We start from the raw sequence: 14,946 nt of genomic DNA on the forward strand, positions 1-14,946 counted from the left end.
CGCTCGACTCCCGGTCACGGGGTCAGCCCGCCGCGGCCAGCAGGGGCGTGCGGCCCAGGGCCGTCGAGAACTGGTCGAGCACCTGGGTGAGGGCCTCGATCGCGGTCGGGGCGATGGTGAGGGAGCCGTCCTCGTGGGCGGTGATGTCCTTGTCGAGAGTGAACCAGCCCTGCACGATGTGCGCCGCGCCCATGGAGCTCAGCACGGGGCGCAGGGCGTAGTCGATGGCCAGGACGTGGGCGGTCGTGCCGCCCGTGGCCAGCGGGAGGACGGTCTTGCCGGCCAGGGCGTACTGCGGGAGCAGATCGAGGAGCGCCTTGAGGACGCCGGAGTAGGCCGCCTTGTAGACGGGGGTGCCGATGACGACACCGTCGGCGCGCTCGAACAACTCGGTGGCCTCGACGATCGCGGGGTGCCGGAAGTCGGCGCCGAGCAGGGCCTCGGCCGGGATGGTGCGGACGTCGAGCGGGATGACCTCGTGACCCTGGGCGGCGAGACGGCCGTCGAGGTGGCGCAGCAGCCTGGCGGTGCGGGAGGAGACGGAGGGGCTGCCGGAGACGGACAGGACGGTGGCCATGGGTCCTCTTTCGGGGAGCCCGGGGGCGCTCACGCGTGGCGGGCGACCCGGGAGAGCGGTCAGGAGTAGGCGAATTTCAGCGGCGCTGCGGGCATGCCAAAGCTCCTGTTGCGGAATGCTCGGGGATTTGGGTGACGCCGAATCGAATGGGCGCGCATTATCGCGGGATTCAGGCCGTGAAGTGGATACGCGGCGCACCGGTGTCCGTGGACGGGGCGGGCGTGGAAGAGCGGCGGCGGATCGGGAGAATCAGGCCGCGGAGCAACAGGAGGCGCTGGAGACGCGCGCGAGGTCGACGTGGCGTCGCCGCGTGAGGTCCAGTCGCATCATCATGCCGTCGATGGTGACAGTGGGCGGCGACGGCCGTCAAGGAATACCCGAACGGTCTCGTATCCCGGACCATTGAATTTCACGACCGTGCCCCAGGGAATTCCTCGAACGGGCCGTGAAATCACCCGCATTCGGCCGCGGCGCGGACCGAACACCTCGCTCAGGCCCCCGGTTCCTCCGGTGTCTCCTGCGGCTCGGTGGGCGTCGGCGCGGGCGGGCGGAAGAGGACGGCCCGGGCCACGGGCGGGGCGAACAGGGCGGTGACGGGCGCGGAGAGAGTCAGCACGGAGCGGAAGGCGCGTGCCACGACGGGGTCGCCGCCGTAGCGCTCCTGGACGCGCCGCAGATACCAGTCGGCGACACCGTCCGCGGGCCCGCCGGCGACCGCGTTGCCGACCGCGCCAGGCATCTTGCGGTCCGCCCCGGCGGAGATGTCCCACGCCTGCCGGGACGCCGCGAGGAGTGCCCGCTGCACGTTCCGTGTCGTGGGGGTCCGGCGCGGATCGGCCAGTGCGTCGCGCAGGGCGACCGCGCTCATCGCGGCGACGGCCATGCCCTGCCCGTAGATCGGGTTGAAGGTGCACAGGGCGTCGCCGGTGGCGAGGAATCCGGCCGGGCTGCGGCCGGGCAGATCGTAGCGGCGTCGGATGTTCGCGGCCCGCCGGTAGCCGAACGCCGGCGAGAGCGGTTCGGCATCCTCCAGCCACCGGTGCAGGAGCGGATGCGGCAGCCTCTTGGTGTACGTCACGAACTCGTCGTCGTCCGTGGGCGGTTCGTCGCCGCGCAGCCCCGAGACGATGACCAGATGGGTACCGTCCTCCAGCGGCAGCGCACCGCCGCCGTGGATCTGCTCGGGGCCGGGGTAGACGAAGTAGCCGACGGTGTCGCCGTCGAGGACGCCGCTCCTGCCTCGGTAGACACGCGAGGCGTAGGCGAGCCCCGTGTCGATGGTCTCCTCGTGCGGGGCGTCGGCCCCGATCGCCGTGAACCACTGCGGGGCCTTCGTGCCGCTGCCGGAGGCGTCGACGACCAGATCGGCCTCGATGGCCCGCTGCTCTCCGCGGGCGTCGCCGGAGCGGTCCCGCAACAGCACGCCCCGCACACGCGAAGCGTCACCGAGGAGCCCGACGACTTCGGTCCCCTCCACCGCGCTGATCACCGGATTGGCGAGAACCCACCGCCGCATGAGCTCCTCGAGCTGCCCGCGGGAACCGGTGTAGATGTGCGTCGTCGCGGGCAGCCGCCGCAACCAGCGCCCGCTCTGCCACAGCACCAGGTCCGACGGCATGCCCACCCGCGGCGCCCCCGCCGCCCGCAGCTCCGCCAGGAAGCCCGGCAGCAGCGACTCCAGGGCCACCTGCCCGCCCTCCAGCAGGACATGTGGATGCCGGCCCTGCGGTACACCGGGCCGCGGCTTCGTGCCGTCCGGGAACCGGTCGCGCTCGACGACGGTCACCCGGTCGGCGTGCCCGGCCAGGGCGTGCGCCGCGAGCAGCCCCGCGAGGCTCCCGCCCACGACGACCGCATGCCGCCCGCCCCGGCCGCCGCCCACGCCCCAACGGCCCGTTTCTCCGACAGAGTTCACCGATCCGCTCCCCTGGTCGCCACGTCGCGAGAAGGCACCAGTATCCCGCTCCGCAGGGCCAGTTGACCGTGTTTCGGCCGTTCTGCGCGGCCCGAACACAGCCGCCCCGGATCGTCCTCCGGCCTACCGCTTCCCGCCGGTCAGTCGTCGTCGTGCGCCGGGACCACGACGAGGAACGCGTCCGACTTCAGGTCCATGACGACCGTCGCGCGTTTGCCCGCGGCGCGAAGGGCCGCCGCGTACTCCTCCGCGGGCCATGATCCGCGCGGAGCTCCCGCGGGAAACCTCTCCAGCACCTTCGCCCCCATAGCGGAGACACCTCCAGCGTCGACCGTCGATCCGAACCGGCAGGGCTCGTGTCATCCGCCTGCCCGCGATCGATCAGAACATGTCATGCACGGGCCCTTCGGGCGGAAGATCGCGCGACCCACCGCCCGGCCGCCCCGGCCGTCCCGACCGCCCCAGCCGCACCGTCGGACAACCCCGACCTCTACACATAAAGGAGAAATAAGGGCAGTATGTATGTAAGCGGCGCTTACCGCATACCGCACCAGACGCGGTCAGGCCTGCAAGTCAAAGGAGACGAGTCATGGCCAATGTCTCGCCCACCAGAGGTGACATCACCAGCCACCCTGATGCTTCGGAAATGCGGGCACGCTATGCCCGTGTGCTCGGCGGTCGCGATGTGGCGCTAGTGGACGGACCGGTGTTCCTGCTCGGTCTGTACTGCGCCGTATCCCCCTGGATACTCCACTACACGACGAGCCAGCCCCCGCTCGTGACCCACAACCTGATCGTGGGGATCGCGATCGGCCTGGTGGCCCTCGGGTTCACCAACACTCCGGAGCGCATGTACGGCCTGAGCTGGGCCGTCAGCGCGCTGGGCGTGTGGATGATCGTCTCGCCGTGGATCGTCGGCGACAGCCCGGACGCCGGAGTCATCTGGAACAACGTCATCATCGGTGCCCTCGCCGTGATCCTGGGGCTGATGTGCATCGCAACGGCGGCGAGGAGCGCCCGCAAGCCGTAGGGACCCGCGAGGAAGGACAGACACGCAGGCCGGTCCGCGCAGCGCGGACCGGCCCTCTCCGCGGTCCGGCCGGTGGACACGTCGCCCGGCATGGCCTCGTCGGCCAAGTCGTCCTCGGTGACGGTGTCATGCCCGGGATCGCGCGGACGGCTGCTGGACCGGCTGCACGAGAACAACGACATCGAGCGCACCCGGGGCGTCAGCGCAGCAGGGACTCCAGCACGCGACGCCGGCCGGCGACCCATTCCCAGGCGTCGCGCACCTCGTCGACGGCCCCCGCCTCGCGCAGACCGACCATGGCGGGTTCGCCACGGGCCGCGCCCGCCTCGATGCCGCGCCAGCACCTGTCCTGCCACCACAGGATCGTGTCGATCAGCCCATCCCGCCCGTCGAGGCCGTACGCGTCGCAGACAAGACGGATCCGGAACGCCGCCTGAGGCACGTCGGCCACTCCCGGCCCCAGATCCAGGTACTGCCAGCACACATGGGCGACATCGTGGACGCGCTCCCCCGGAGCGGCGATGTCCCAGTCGACGAAGGCCAGCGGCCGCCACTCGTCGCCCTCCACGGCATACACCGTGTTCTTCGGGGCGAGGTCGTTGTGGCATACGACATCCCGGTCGCCGGCGAGCGGCGTGCCGTGCGTCAGGTCGTGGAACGCGCGCACGAGCCGGGCCACCCGCACGAGGCTGGCGTCGGGGCGCGCGGCGGCCCGCTCCCGCGGGGTCAGGGCCGCCCGCCCCTCGATGTAGTCGAAGGTCTCCCGACCGCGCTCGTCCGTCCCCAGGAAGCGCGGGGCTCCCCGCCACCCGCTCCGTTCGAACAGCGCCAGCACGTCCCGTACATAGCCCGTCCGTCGCGACGGCGTACGCCGCACGGTCGCGCCGACCCGCACGACCTCGTTGACCGCACCCCCACCGAGCACCGACTCCTCCACGCGCATCCCGCCTCTCCCTCGCCGTCGCGGCTCGAAAGAGTACGCGAGGAAATCCGGTCGCCCGGCGCGGCCGTCGACCTGCCTGGTCCGCCGGTCTGACAGATATTGACCCCGCTTCGGCCAGTGGTTGAAGCAGAGCGGACTGTCCGCGGTTCCAGGGGGCATTCGGATGGGTGCGGGGGTGGTCTTACGAAAAGGGGCGAGATGGAGATCGACGGCATCATCAGTGCCATCGTGATCGGCATCGTCATCGGTGTCCTGGGCCGGCTCGTGGTCCCGGGACGGCAGCGCATCGGGATCCTGTGGACGATCGTCGTCGGCATCGTGGCCGCGCTGATCGGCTCGGCGGTCGCCGGCGCGTTCGACGTGGCCGACACCGAGGGCGTGGACTGGGTCGAGTGGCTCATCCAGATCGGCCTCGCCGCACTCGGCGTGACCGCACTGGACCGCTCGAAGGCACGCCGCTGACGGCGTGAGACGGCAGTACATACGGAAGACGCCGTACGGCGGAGGTACCCGAACACGAGGAAGGCGGCGTACGACTGCGGAGACGGCGCGTCGGCGACACCCGGCGCGCCGTGCGCTTACGGCAGGAGTGGCCTGTGCTGAGTATGTGCGAGGCGGCGTCCGCGAATTCCGTTGCGCACGGCACGACACGGCGGCAAGCTTCGGCGGGCTCGCCCACCCCACTCGGCACTCTGCCGTGACGGAGACCCGTTGTCGCCGCAGATCACCCCGCTCGCCGATCCTGGGGCCGGTGCCGCCAGCCGCCGCCTGGCCTGGCTGGCCTCCGGAGCCGACGGGGTTCTGCTCGAGTCCGCCTCCCTGCGGCTGTTCACGAGGCAGGAGCAGGAGCATCTCGCCGAACTGGAGATCGCGGTGCACGGCGCGGAGCGGCGGCAGGGGGTCGGCCCGCGGCTGCTGGACGCCGCCGTGGCCACGGCGCGCGCGGCGGGGCGGCGGTCGGTCCTCGCGCAGGCCGAGCAGGGTCTCTGCCGCCGATCTGTTTCTGGCGGCGCGGGGCTTTCGCCGGGTCCTGGGTCTGACGTACGCCCGGCTGTCGCCGGCCGACGCGGACCTCCCGGCGATCGAGAAGCGGACCCAACGCCCGTGCCGTGGCTACCGGTTGACCGAGTGCGGCCGAGGCGGTCGCGAAGCGCGGGGACCTGCTGCACACCGTGGCTGCCGTCGACGCCTGTGACGGGACCGCGGTCGGATTCTGCGAACTCGTCGTCCGGGAGACGGCCGGGGCGACGGGCGGCACCACGGCAGCGCCGTACTCCCAGAACACCGCGGTCACGGCCTCGCCCGCTGGATGAAGGCGGCGTCCATCCGCCGGGCCCGAGAACGGCACCCCGGCTCGCCGGACTGCGCACCGGCACCGCCGACGGCAACGCGCCGATGCGCGCCGTCAACGACACGCTCGGGTACCTGCCGCCGCACCGGACGGTGGAGTACCGGTTCGACCTGTAGGCCGGCGCGCCTGTCATGTCGGTCAGCGGGTGGCTGCCCGCATCGCCGCCAGTCCGTCCCGGACGGACGGATACGCCGGCGTCCAGCCCAGCTCCCGCTCCGCCTTCGCCGTGGAGACCCGCAAGGTCGTCGACATCACCGTGTGCGCGTACGACATCGGTTTCATCAGCCGCAGGGGTACGGTCATCGGCTTCGGCAGTCCGAACTCCTCGGCCACTTCCAGCACATGGGCCCTGAAGCCCAGCGGGGTGCGGTCCGCGACGTTGTACGCCTGGCCGGGGCGGCCGTGTTCGACGGCGGCGACCACCGCGCGAGCCGCGTCGGTGAGCTCCACCCACGGCAGGACCCGGCCCCGGTCGGCGGGGAGGGGCAGCTGCCGTCTGCGCAGCAGGGGAAGCAGGGCGTCGGTGCCGCCGGGCCCGTAGAACAGGCCGAAGCGGAGCGCGATGCCCTCCAACCCCTTGGCCTCGAAGGTGAGTTGCTCCTTGACGCGCATGCCGGCGATGTGCCGTTCCAGCTCGGGCGAGCCGCCCTGCGGGCCGAAGGGGTCGTCCTCGGTGACCAACTGGTCACCGTGGTCCCCGTAGCCGTATCCGAAGACCATCGACTCGGCCACCACACGGCGCGCGCCGACGGACTGCGCGGCCTCCACGAGGTGGGCGGTGCCGGCGATGCGCAGGGCGTTGGTGGCGTGCATGTCGCGGTGGCGCATGGGCGGCTTCCGCAGGGCGGTCGCGGCGTAGATCACCGTGTCGAAGTGGTGTCCGTCGACGGCGCGCAGCAGTGCCTCGCGGTCCATGAGGTCGGCCCGCACGCCGCTCCCTCGCCCTCTGCCGAGTCCGGTGACCTTATGGCCGGCCTCGGTCAGGGCGCGGGTGACGTGTCGGCCGAGGACGCCGCTCGCGCCCGCGAGGAGGATGCTCTGGTTCTGGTTCATCGTCTGGTCCGTCTGGTTCGCCTGGTTCGCCTGGTCCGTCTGGTTCGTCGCCATGACCATGCGACGGATCGGGCCGCCGCGGATGTGACATTCGGGCGGCGACGATCCGCGTCACTGTCGGGCGAGCCACTCCCCGTACCAGGCCAGGGTGGCGTCCAGCGTCTCGGCGAGCGGGGTCGGTGTCACGTCGAAGGCCTGCTCGAAGGCCGAGGAGTCCATGATCTGGGGCTCCGTGTGCTGGTAGAACATCTCCGCGTACTCGGCCACGAACTGCTGGTCGAAGGGTCCGAAGGGGCGCAGCTCCGAGAGGATCACGATATCCAGCGACTGGCCGACCCGCTTCTCGATCATGGTGAGGACCTCGCGTGTACTGACAGCGGGCGCGGTGGGCAGGTGCCAGACCCGACCGTCGCCCTCCGGGCGCTCGCCGAGGGTCGCCAGGCCCCGGGCCACGTCGGCGATGCTCGTGTAGCTGTGCGGCAGGTCGACGTCCCCGAGGCCGAGTACCTGTCCGCCCGTGAGCGCGCCCGGGAACACGGCCGCGCCGAGGGAGGAGTTGAGCACGCCGGGGCCGACGAAGTCGGCGGAGCGGCCGAGGGCGACCCGGGCGCGGCCCGCACGGTGCGCGGCGAGGTACTTCTCGTCGAGTTCGGCGCGCATCCGGCCCTTGCGGCTGGTCGCCTGCCACGGGGAGCCCTCGGTCATCACCGCTCCCCCGGTCTCGCCGTACGGATAGAGGGTGTCGAGCACGACCAGCCGCGCGCCACAGGCCTCGACGGCCCCGAGGACAGCTTCCTGGATGCGGGGCATCACCTCGACCTGGAGGTGATAGCCGACGTTGACGCAGTGGTGGACGACGGCGGCTCCCGCCGTGGCCGCCCGCGCACCGTCGGCCGTGCTGACGTCGGCGGCGTACCGCTCGACCCCGTCGAGCGCGGGCCCGTCGCCCTTCCGGTCGACGAGGCGTACGGAGTGGCCGCGGCGGACCAACTCCCGGGCGAGCGTGGTCCCTGCGGGGCCCGAGCCGAGGACGGTGTGCAGCGAGCCGGTCATGGCGATTCCTTCTCCCCAAGAGTGCGTGAACTATCCTCACTTCTGTTAGAGACTGTAACTCTTACGATTGCCGGTAGCAAGAGCGGGGTGTCAGCCCGCTCGCTAGGGGTTGTTTTCCGAGATCGGGAAGGGAGACGACGGGGCTCTACGACACGTGACGGGTCCTACGGCACGTACACGTACGGCGTGGTGGTCGTCAGTGGCTGGAAGCCGAGGCGCTCGAGAATGGGGCGGCTCCGGCTGACGGCGTCGACCTGGAGATAGCGGTAGCCGCGCTCCACTGCGGCCTGGGCCCGGTGGGCGACGAGCGCGCGGTAGATGCCCCGGCCGCGCCACTCCTCGACGGTGCCGCCGCCCCACAGTCCGGCGAAGCGGGTGCCCGGCACGAGTTCCATACGGGCGGCGCTCACCGGTGTGTCGCCGGCCAGCGCGACGACGGCGACCACGGTGTCCGGCTCGTCCGTCAGACGGGCGAGCAACTGGTGGCGCAGCCGGGAGCTGTCGGTGCCGAACGCCTTGTCGTGCACGTCCGCGACGAGGTCGACGCCCGCCCGGTCGGTGACGGGGAGGACGCGAATGCCCTCGGGCGCGGCGGCATCCAGGGTCAGGTCGGCGACCTCGGCGATCATCAACGTCTCCTCGGGCTCGGGCGTGAACCCGGCGGCCGCGAGGCGCTTTCCGAGGTCGACAGGCAGGTCGTGCCCGTAGAGCTTCCACTCGAACTCGCGACCGAGCCCGGAATAGTGGGCGATCTGCTCGGTGATCGCCGCGTCGGCGCTCGCCGCGTCGAGGTCGGACCAGACGACGCCGTTCCAGCCGTGCGCCGAGGAGACCTGGCGGACCACCCGCCCGGGCCGCTCGATCCGGGCTCCGGGGCCGTCCGGCTGCGCACCCTCGCGCATGTCCCGGTCGTAGAGGGCGAGTACGGCAGCATGATCCATGCACTCACTCCACCATCCCGACGCCCCCGTGGCAACGGCCTTCACGGCACCGAACGTAGGCTCACTCCGGGGACACGAAGAGGGGGCCGTACGCCATGGTCGTGAAGGACACCGAGCTGCCGTACCTGCGCCGCTGCGTCGCGCTGGCGACCGAGGCGCTGGAGGCCGGGGACGAACCGTTCGGGTCGGTGCTGGTGGGCGGGGACGGCAGGGTGCTCGGCGAGGATCACAACCGGGTGGCCTCCGGCGACCGCACCCGGCATCCCGAGTTCGAGCTGGCGCGCTGGTCAGCGGCCCACCTGACACCCCAGGAGCGCGCGGCCGCGACCGTGTACACCTCCGGCGAGCACTGCCCGATGTGCGCGGCCGCGCACGCCTGGGTGGGCCTCGGACGCATCGTGTACGTAGCCTCCTCCGAGCAACTCGCCTCCTGGCTCTCGGAGTTGGGGGTGCCCGCGCCGCCGGTGCGAACCCTGCCCGTCAGCGAGGTGGCGCCGGGTGTGGTGGTGGAGGGCCCGGTGCCCGAACTGACCGACGAGGTACGCGCGTTGCACCACCGGTTCCATCGCAGCACCAACTGAACCCGGCCGAGCCCGTTGCACGCTCCGCAACGCGCTTGACGAGGAGCGCCGACCGGCGACCGGACGGACCGTACAGCCGCCCCAAGGTGCGCGGCAGCCGCATATTCCTCGCGAGATCGACAGCACCCGTTCGAAGACGTCCCCGGCAGGGGTCGCCGTCCGCTCCGGGCCGAAGGGTAAGGCACCGCGTGCGGTCCCGCTCGCCCGGAGGCGGGTCCCGCGAGGGCCGCCTATCGTGATCGAGGGCGCCGACTTACCGGTCCCTGGCGGGCGTCCCTGGAGGCATCGATGCTGGCCAAGCTGTCGGCGCGGCCCAAGGTCCGGCGCCGCGCGATCACCTCGGCGGCCGGACTGGCCCTGCTCGGCGCGGGACTGCCCGCGATCATCGCGGACGGCTCCGAGCCGGATCTGTCGCGGTTCTACGGGCAGCAGGTCGCCTGGTCGAAGTGCGACGGCATGGACGCACCCGCGGATCTCCAGTGCGGCAAGGTCACCGTCCCGCTCGACTACGCGAAGCCGCGGGCGGGCACCCTCGATCTGGCCCTCGCCCGCTACCGGGCGACCGGCAAGTCGCGTGGTTCGGTGCTGCTGAACTTCGGCGGTCCCGGCGGCGCCGGGGTGAGCGAACTCGCCGCCGGAGCCAAGGACTTCATGGGCCTGACCAACGGCTACGACGTGGTGGCCTTCGATCCCCGCGGCGTCGGCAGGTCCTCGCCGGTGAGTTGCGGCGACGGCACGGACGAGGCCGCGGCGGCGACGGACGAGGACACGGACGTCGGCCACAGCCCGCACTCCGTCCTCAAGCGATTGCGGAAGGCGGCCGCCGCCTGCGCCGAGCACTCCGGACCCGTCCTCCCCCACATCGGCACGGTGAACGCCTCCCGCGACCTGGACGTGATGCGCCAGGCCCTCGGCGACAAGAAGCTCAACTACCTGGGTTTCTCGTACGGAACCCGGCTCGGCGCGGTGTACGCGGCCCAGTTCCCCAAGAACGTCGGCCGGTTGGTGCTCGACGGTGTGGACACGCTCACCGAACCGCTGTCCCAGCAGGGCATGGCGGGCGCCAAGGCACAGCAGACGGCGCTGGAGGACTTCGTCGACTGGTGTGCGGAGGACATCGCCTGTCCGTTCGGGACGGACGCGCGCTCGGGCCGGGAGCAGGTCGAACAGCTCGTCGCCTCGCTCGACCAGGACCCGCTGCCGACCGACTTCGGCGAGGAGTTCACCGGGCAGGACCTCGTGGCCGCCCTCGCGCAGGGCCTGTACAGCGAGGACATGTGGCCGTCGCTGGAGCGGGCGCTCGCCTCGCTGGTAGAGGACGGTGACGCGCGGGCGCTGCTCGGGTTCTCCGGCGGCGGAGCCGGGCTCCGCGCCGGGAGCGGTACGGACGGCGGCCTGGTGGATCACGAGGACGTTCCGCTCGACAATCTTCCGGCGGCGCTGATGGCGATCAACTGCGCCGACGATCCCGACCGCCCCGGCGCCGACCGGATCGCCCAGGACCTCGGCCGGCTGCGCGCCGAGTACGAGCGGGCGTCGCCGGTCTTCGGCCGCTACCGGCTCACCGAATATCTGATGTGCTACGGCCGCCCCAAGGGCACCGACTTCATCCGCGAGAAGGTGCGTGACGTCCGCACGCCGAAGATGCTCCTCGTCGGCACCCGGGGCGATCCGGCGACGCCGTACCACTGGACCGTGCAGACCGCGAAGCGCCTCGGCGACTCGGCGGTCGTACTCGACAACAAGGGCGAGGGCCACACCGGTTACACGTCCTCCAAGTGCGTGCACCGGAAGGTCGACGCGTTCCTGCTGTACGGCTCGCTCCCGCCCGACGGCAGTTCCTGCGGGCCGGAGGACGACGGCCGCTGAGGCACGGCGGGCAGCGTCGGCTGTCTCAAGAGGACTCTGTACTCAAAGGGACTCTGTACTCAATGGGTGTCTGTACTCAGAGAGAGTCGTCGAGAGCGAGCTCCGGCTGATAGAGGTCGAGCCACAGCGCCAGGTCGAGGGTCCGCTCCAGGCCGCGCCGTGCCGCCTGGGTGCTCATGGGCGCGTCGCGGTGGGCGGCCCGCCGGACCCGTTCCCGGTCGACGAGGTCGAAGACCGGGTGGCCGGGCCGGGCCAGGAGGTCCTTGACATGGTCCTGGAGGGCGGCCGCGTACTGGGGGTCCTGCGTGGACGGGTACGGGCTCTTGACCCTGTCGTACACGGACTTCGGGATCACGTCCGCGGTCGCCTCCCTGAGCAGGCTCTTCTCCCGCCCGTCGAAGGACTTCAGCGCCCACGGCGTGTTGTACACGTACTCGACGAGCCGGTGGTCGCAGAACGGCACGCGCACCTCCAGGCCGACGGCCATGCTGGCGCGGTCCTTGCGGTCGAGCAGGATCCGCACGAACCGGGTCAGGTGGAGGTGGCAGATCCGGCGCATCCGGTACTCGAAGTCGCTCTCGCCGTCGAGGCGGTGGATGCCCGACACTGCCGTGCGGTAGCCGTCGGCGACGTACGACTCCAGGTCGAGGGCCTTGGTCAGGTCCGGGCGCAGGACGTCGGCGTCCTCCCCGAAGTGCCTCGCGAACCGCACCAGCCAGGGGAAGGTGTCGGCGTGGCGGGCCTCCTCGTCGAAGAACTGCAGATAGCCGCCGAAGACCTCGTCGGCGGACTCGCCGGACAGGGCGACCGTGGAGTGTTCGCGGATGGCCCGGAACAGCAGGTACAGCGAGGAGTCCAGATCGCCGAAACCCATGGGCAGATCGCGGGCTTGGATGACCTTCGCGCGTACGTCGGGATCGGCGAGGGCCTGTGCGTCGAGGACGATGTCCTGATGGTCGGTGCCGGAGGCTCGGGCCACGTCGTGCACGAAGGGCGTGTCGGGGGTGCCGCGCAGTGCGTCGGCGACGAAGCGGTCGGCCTGTCCGACGAAGTCGACGGCGAAGCTGCGGACCTTCTCCCCGTGCCCGGCGAGTTGCCGGGCGGCGATCGCGGTCATCGCCGAGGAGTCGAGCCCGCCGGAGAGCAGCGTGCAGCGGGGCACGTCGGCGACGAGCTGGCGGCGCACGATGTCGTCGAGGAGTTCGCGGACCGTGGCGATGGTGGTGTCGCGGTCGTCGGTGTGGGGGCGGGTCTCCAGCTCCCAGTAGACACGGCGGCTCAGGCCCGAGCGGTCGACGGTGACGACGGTGCCCGGCTCGACCTCGCGCATGCCGTCCCACACGGCGTGCCCGGGCGTCTTGATCACGGTGAACAGTTCGCGCAGGCCGTCGAGGCGCACCCGGGCGGTGGCCAGCGGGTTGGCGAGGATCGCCTTGGGTTCGGAGCCGAAGAGGACTCCGTCGGGGGTCGGGTAGTAGGAGAAGGGCTTGATGCCCATGCGGTCGCGGACCATCACGAGCTTGTCGGCGCGGCCGTCCCAGACGGCGAAGGCGTACATGCCGTTGAGTCGCTCGGCCACGGCGTCGCCCCACTCGAGGTAGCCGCGCAGTACGGCCTCGGTGTCGGAGTCGGTGGTGAAGTGGTGGCCCCGCGCGGCGAGTTCGCGGCGCAGCTCGGTGAAGTTGTAGGCCTCTCCCGAGTAGACGAGCGCGACCGTGCCGTGCGGAGTGTCGGCGGTCATGGGCTGCCGGCCGCCGGGCAGGTCGATGATCGCGAGCCTGCGATGTCCGAGGGCCGCGGGCCCCTCGGCCCAGACGCCACGGTCGTCCGGGCCGCGGCAGGCCATCGTCTCGGTCATTGCATCCAATGTCGCGCCCTCGACGCGCAAGTCGCGGCCGAAGGAGACCCATCCGGTGATGCCACACATATGTACCTCCTGCGTCCAGTCCGCGGCGAGCACCCCTGTTCACCTGCGGTTTCCCACCAGGGCGCCCGCCCACCGACGAATAAGTTGTAACTAGCACTTATATGTCGAGCGTGTGTCACGCCCGGATGCCGGTCAACACGGATGTAACTGGCTCCGATCCCGGAACCCCGCACTTTCAGCCGGACTTTGCATGCGCGATATCCGCGGATCCGCCGCATGCAGGGTGACCCCGGTCAGGAATCGGCCATCAGCAAAGACTTCCCCATGTGACAGTTCGACTCCGTACGAAACCCCCAAATGCCGCATCCCGGAATCCGCCCTATGGTGCTGATATGGAGCACGCACTCAGCCCCGCGACCCTCGCCGAACTGCGCCGCCCGCGCCCCTATCCCGCGGTGTCCGTACTGACGCCCACGCACCGCCGCGAACCCGAGAACGCCCAGGACCGGGTGCGGCTGCGCAATGTGGTGGCCGAGGCCAAGAAGCAGCTGGAGGCCGACCCCTCGGTCCCCCGGGAGCGGCGTGCCGACGTCGCCCGGCAGCTGGACCAGGCCCTCGCCGAGATCGACCTGGCGCACACCGAGGACGGCCTGGTGATCTTCGCCGCTCCCGGTGAGCACCAGGTGTGGTCGCTGGCCCGGTCCGTACCCGAACGCGTGGTGCTCTCGGACACCTTCCTGACCCGCAACCTCGTCTCGGCGCAGGCCGCCGAACGACCCTTCTGGGTGCTCTCGCTCTCCCCCGACCACGTCTCCCTGTGGAACGGCGGCACGGACCGCGTCACCGAGCACCGCGCCGACGGCTTCCCGCTGACCAGGAGCCGCGAGAACTTCGACGCCGAACGCCAGGAGCGGATCGGCGACCTGCCCAGCGCCTTCCTGGACGAGGACACCCGCCACTTCGTGCGCGAGGCCGACTCCCTGATGAGCGCGGTCCTGCGCGAGGACACCAGGCCGCTGTACGTCACCGGCGAGCCGGCCGCACTGTCCCTCCTGGACGAGATCGGCAGCGTCACCAAGGACGCCGTCCGCGTGCCGCACGGAGGTCTCGCGCACGGCACCGCCGAGTCCGTGTGGCAGGCGGTCCGGCCGCTGGTCGCCGCCGAGGCCCGCAAGAGCACCGACTCCGTGACCCGCGAACTCGAGACGGCGCGTGGCCGACGGGCGTTCGCGGCCGGCGTCGACGAGGTCTGGCAGAACGCCCGCGAGGGCCGGGTAGGGCTGCTGGCCGTCGAGGAGAACTACCGGGTGACGGTGCGTGACGACGGCGGCGCCCACCTGATCCCGGCCGAGAGCGGTGACCTGGACGCCCGCGAGGACATCGTGGACGAGATCGTCGAGCAGTGCCTGGAGACCGGCGCCGACGTCCGCTTCGTACCGGACGGCGCCCTGGGCGAGGCTGATGGGATCGCCGGCGTGCTGCGGTACTGAGGCCCGCCCGCCTCTGGCTCGGCCCGATCCACGTGTGCCACAATCCCTCGAACACAGGACTAGAACACAGGGTCGTCGAACACATACTTGAGTACGCGCCGGCCATCTCGGCGATCCGTCAAATCCCGTACGCCGTCTACGACTTGACCCACCAGTCACCGTACGCCGGACGCACAGCCGGACCGCTCTCCGAAGACTGTGGCATATGCCAGAAGCAACCTCGTCTCGTGTGTTGCCAAATCCCTTACAGCGCGTCGCGGGCTGTGCAAGAGTCGT

General features: G+C 71.1%; 14 protein-coding genes and 1 pseudogene. 6 read left to right on the forward strand and 9 right to left on the reverse strand.

Annotation, left to right across the window (positions count from 1 at the left end; translation table 11 throughout):
- Positions 1–22: 22 nt before the first annotated feature.
- From ssuE to AB0I77_RS42910, 4 genes are all read right to left on the reverse strand, one after another.
- A complete protein-coding gene (gene ssuE, locus AB0I77_RS42895; protein ID WP_363288294.1) occupies positions 23–577 on the reverse strand; it encodes an NADPH-dependent FMN reductase in 555 nt (184 codons plus the stop codon).
- Between the two features lie 249 nt (positions 578–826).
- The gene (locus AB0I77_RS42900; protein WP_363288342.1) at positions 827–910 is read right to left on the reverse strand and encodes a putative leader peptide; all 84 of its coding nucleotides are present in this window, start codon (positions 908–910) and stop codon (positions 827–829) included.
- A gap of 157 nt (positions 911–1,067) precedes the next feature.
- Positions 1,068–2,423 carry an FAD-dependent monooxygenase gene (locus AB0I77_RS42905; protein ID WP_363288343.1) on the reverse strand — a complete coding sequence of 452 codons (1,356 nt, stop codon included), beginning with the start codon at positions 2,421–2,423 and terminating at the stop codon, positions 1,068–1,070.
- 209 nt (positions 2,424–2,632) lie between these two features.
- Complete coding sequence (locus AB0I77_RS42910; protein WP_363288295.1) at positions 2,633–2,800, reverse strand: hypothetical protein; 168 nt, start codon at positions 2,798–2,800, stop codon at positions 2,633–2,635.
- A gap of 281 nt (positions 2,801–3,081) precedes the next feature.
- Here AB0I77_RS42910 and AB0I77_RS42915 point away from each other — a divergent pair, with 281 nt between their 5' ends.
- Positions 3,082–3,522, forward strand: coding sequence for an SPW repeat protein (locus AB0I77_RS42915; protein WP_363288296.1), 441 nt, complete (start codon positions 3,082–3,084; stop codon positions 3,520–3,522).
- 199 nt (positions 3,523–3,721) lie between these two features.
- Here AB0I77_RS42915 and AB0I77_RS42920 read toward each other — a convergent pair whose 3' ends face one another.
- Entirely contained in the window at positions 3,722–4,465 is a 744-nt protein-coding gene (locus AB0I77_RS42920; RefSeq protein WP_363288297.1) for a phosphotransferase, read from the reverse strand.
- Positions 4,466–4,663: 198 nt separating this feature from the next.
- On the opposite strand from AB0I77_RS42920, the gene AB0I77_RS42925 reads away from it, so the two are divergent.
- Entirely contained in the window at positions 4,664–4,927 is a 264-nt protein-coding gene (locus AB0I77_RS42925; protein ID WP_363288298.1) for a GlsB/YeaQ/YmgE family stress response membrane protein, read from the forward strand.
- A 249-nt stretch (positions 4,928–5,176) separates the two neighbouring features.
- A pseudogene (locus AB0I77_RS42930) lies at positions 5,177–5,932 on the forward strand (GNAT family N-acetyltransferase).
- A 22-nt stretch (positions 5,933–5,954) separates the two neighbouring features.
- On the opposite strand, the gene AB0I77_RS42935 reads toward AB0I77_RS42930, so the two are convergent.
- The 3 genes from AB0I77_RS42935 to AB0I77_RS42945 all read right to left on the reverse strand — a co-directional run bounded on the left by AB0I77_RS42935 (position 5,955) and on the right by AB0I77_RS42945 (position 8,863).
- Entirely contained in the window at positions 5,955–6,923 is a 969-nt protein-coding gene (locus AB0I77_RS42935) for an NAD(P)-dependent oxidoreductase (RefSeq protein ID WP_363288299.1), read from the reverse strand.
- Positions 6,924–6,980: 57 nt separating this feature from the next.
- Positions 6,981–7,922, reverse strand: coding sequence for an NAD-dependent epimerase/dehydratase family protein (locus AB0I77_RS42940; RefSeq protein WP_363288300.1), 942 nt, complete (start codon positions 7,920–7,922; stop codon positions 6,981–6,983).
- Positions 7,923–8,086: 164 nt separating this feature from the next.
- On the reverse strand, positions 8,087–8,863 hold the full coding sequence (locus AB0I77_RS42945; RefSeq protein WP_363288301.1) for a GNAT family N-acetyltransferase: 777 nt from the start codon (positions 8,861–8,863) through the stop codon (positions 8,087–8,089).
- Between the two features lie 95 nt (positions 8,864–8,958).
- On the opposite strand from AB0I77_RS42945, the gene AB0I77_RS42950 reads away from it, so the two are divergent.
- Complete coding sequence (locus AB0I77_RS42950; protein ID WP_363288302.1) at positions 8,959–9,444, forward strand: nucleoside deaminase; 486 nt, start codon at positions 8,959–8,961, stop codon at positions 9,442–9,444.
- Positions 9,445–9,732: 288 nt separating this feature from the next.
- Positions 9,733–11,313 carry an alpha/beta hydrolase gene (locus AB0I77_RS42955; protein ID WP_363288303.1) on the forward strand — a complete coding sequence of 527 codons (1,581 nt, stop codon included), beginning with the start codon at positions 9,733–9,735 and terminating at the stop codon, positions 11,311–11,313.
- 76 nt (positions 11,314–11,389) lie between these two features.
- Here the strand turns inward: AB0I77_RS42955 and asnB are convergent, their stop codons facing one another.
- Positions 11,390–13,240, reverse strand: a complete 1,851-nt coding sequence (gene asnB, locus AB0I77_RS42960) for an asparagine synthase (glutamine-hydrolyzing) (protein ID WP_363288304.1) — start codon at positions 13,238–13,240, stop codon at positions 11,390–11,392.
- Between the two features lie 332 nt (positions 13,241–13,572).
- On the opposite strand from asnB, the gene AB0I77_RS42965 reads away from it, so the two are divergent.
- The gene (locus tag AB0I77_RS42965; protein WP_363288305.1) at positions 13,573–14,670 is read left to right on the forward strand and encodes a chemotaxis protein; all 1,098 of its coding nucleotides are present in this window, start codon (positions 13,573–13,575) and stop codon (positions 14,668–14,670) included.
- The last annotated feature ends 276 nt before the right edge of the window (positions 14,671–14,946 follow it).

It is taken from the genome of Streptomyces sp. NPDC050619, from assembly GCF_040654815.1.
Lineage (GTDB): Bacteria > Actinomycetota > Actinomycetes > Streptomycetales > Streptomycetaceae > Streptomyces.

Coding starts and splice junctions, on each gene's coding strand:
- ssuE (WP_363288294.1), bottom strand. CDS start 577: ATGGCCACCGTCCTGTCCGTCTCCGGCAGCCCCTCCGTCTCCTCCCGC.
- AB0I77_RS42900 (WP_363288342.1), bottom strand. CDS start 910: ATGATGATGCGACTGGACCTCACGCGGCGACGCCACGTCGACCTCGCG.
- AB0I77_RS42910 (WP_363288295.1), bottom strand. CDS start 2,800: ATGGGGGCGAAGGTGCTGGAGAGGTTTCCCGCGGGAGCTCCGCGCGGA.
- AB0I77_RS42915 (WP_363288296.1), top strand. CDS start 3,082: ATGGCCAATGTCTCGCCCACCAGAGGTGACATCACCAGCCACCCTGAT.
- AB0I77_RS42920 (WP_363288297.1), bottom strand. CDS start 4,465: ATGCGCGTGGAGGAGTCGGTGCTCGGTGGGGGTGCGGTCAACGAGGTC.
- AB0I77_RS42925 (WP_363288298.1), top strand. CDS start 4,664: ATGGAGATCGACGGCATCATCAGTGCCATCGTGATCGGCATCGTCATC.
- AB0I77_RS42935 (WP_363288299.1), bottom strand. CDS start 6,923: ATGGCGACGAACCAGACGGACCAGGCGAACCAGGCGAACCAGACGGAC.
- AB0I77_RS42940 (WP_363288300.1), bottom strand. CDS start 7,922: ATGACCGGCTCGCTGCACACCGTCCTCGGCTCGGGCCCCGCAGGGACC.
- AB0I77_RS42945 (WP_363288301.1), bottom strand. CDS start 8,863: ATGGATCATGCTGCCGTACTCGCCCTCTACGACCGGGACATGCGCGAG.
- AB0I77_RS42950 (WP_363288302.1), top strand. CDS start 8,959: ATGGTCGTGAAGGACACCGAGCTGCCGTACCTGCGCCGCTGCGTCGCG.
- AB0I77_RS42955 (WP_363288303.1), top strand. CDS start 9,733: ATGCTGGCCAAGCTGTCGGCGCGGCCCAAGGTCCGGCGCCGCGCGATC.
- asnB (WP_363288304.1), bottom strand. CDS start 13,240: ATGTGTGGCATCACCGGATGGGTCTCCTTCGGCCGCGACTTGCGCGTC.
- AB0I77_RS42965 (WP_363288305.1), top strand. CDS start 13,573: ATGGAGCACGCACTCAGCCCCGCGACCCTCGCCGAACTGCGCCGCCCG.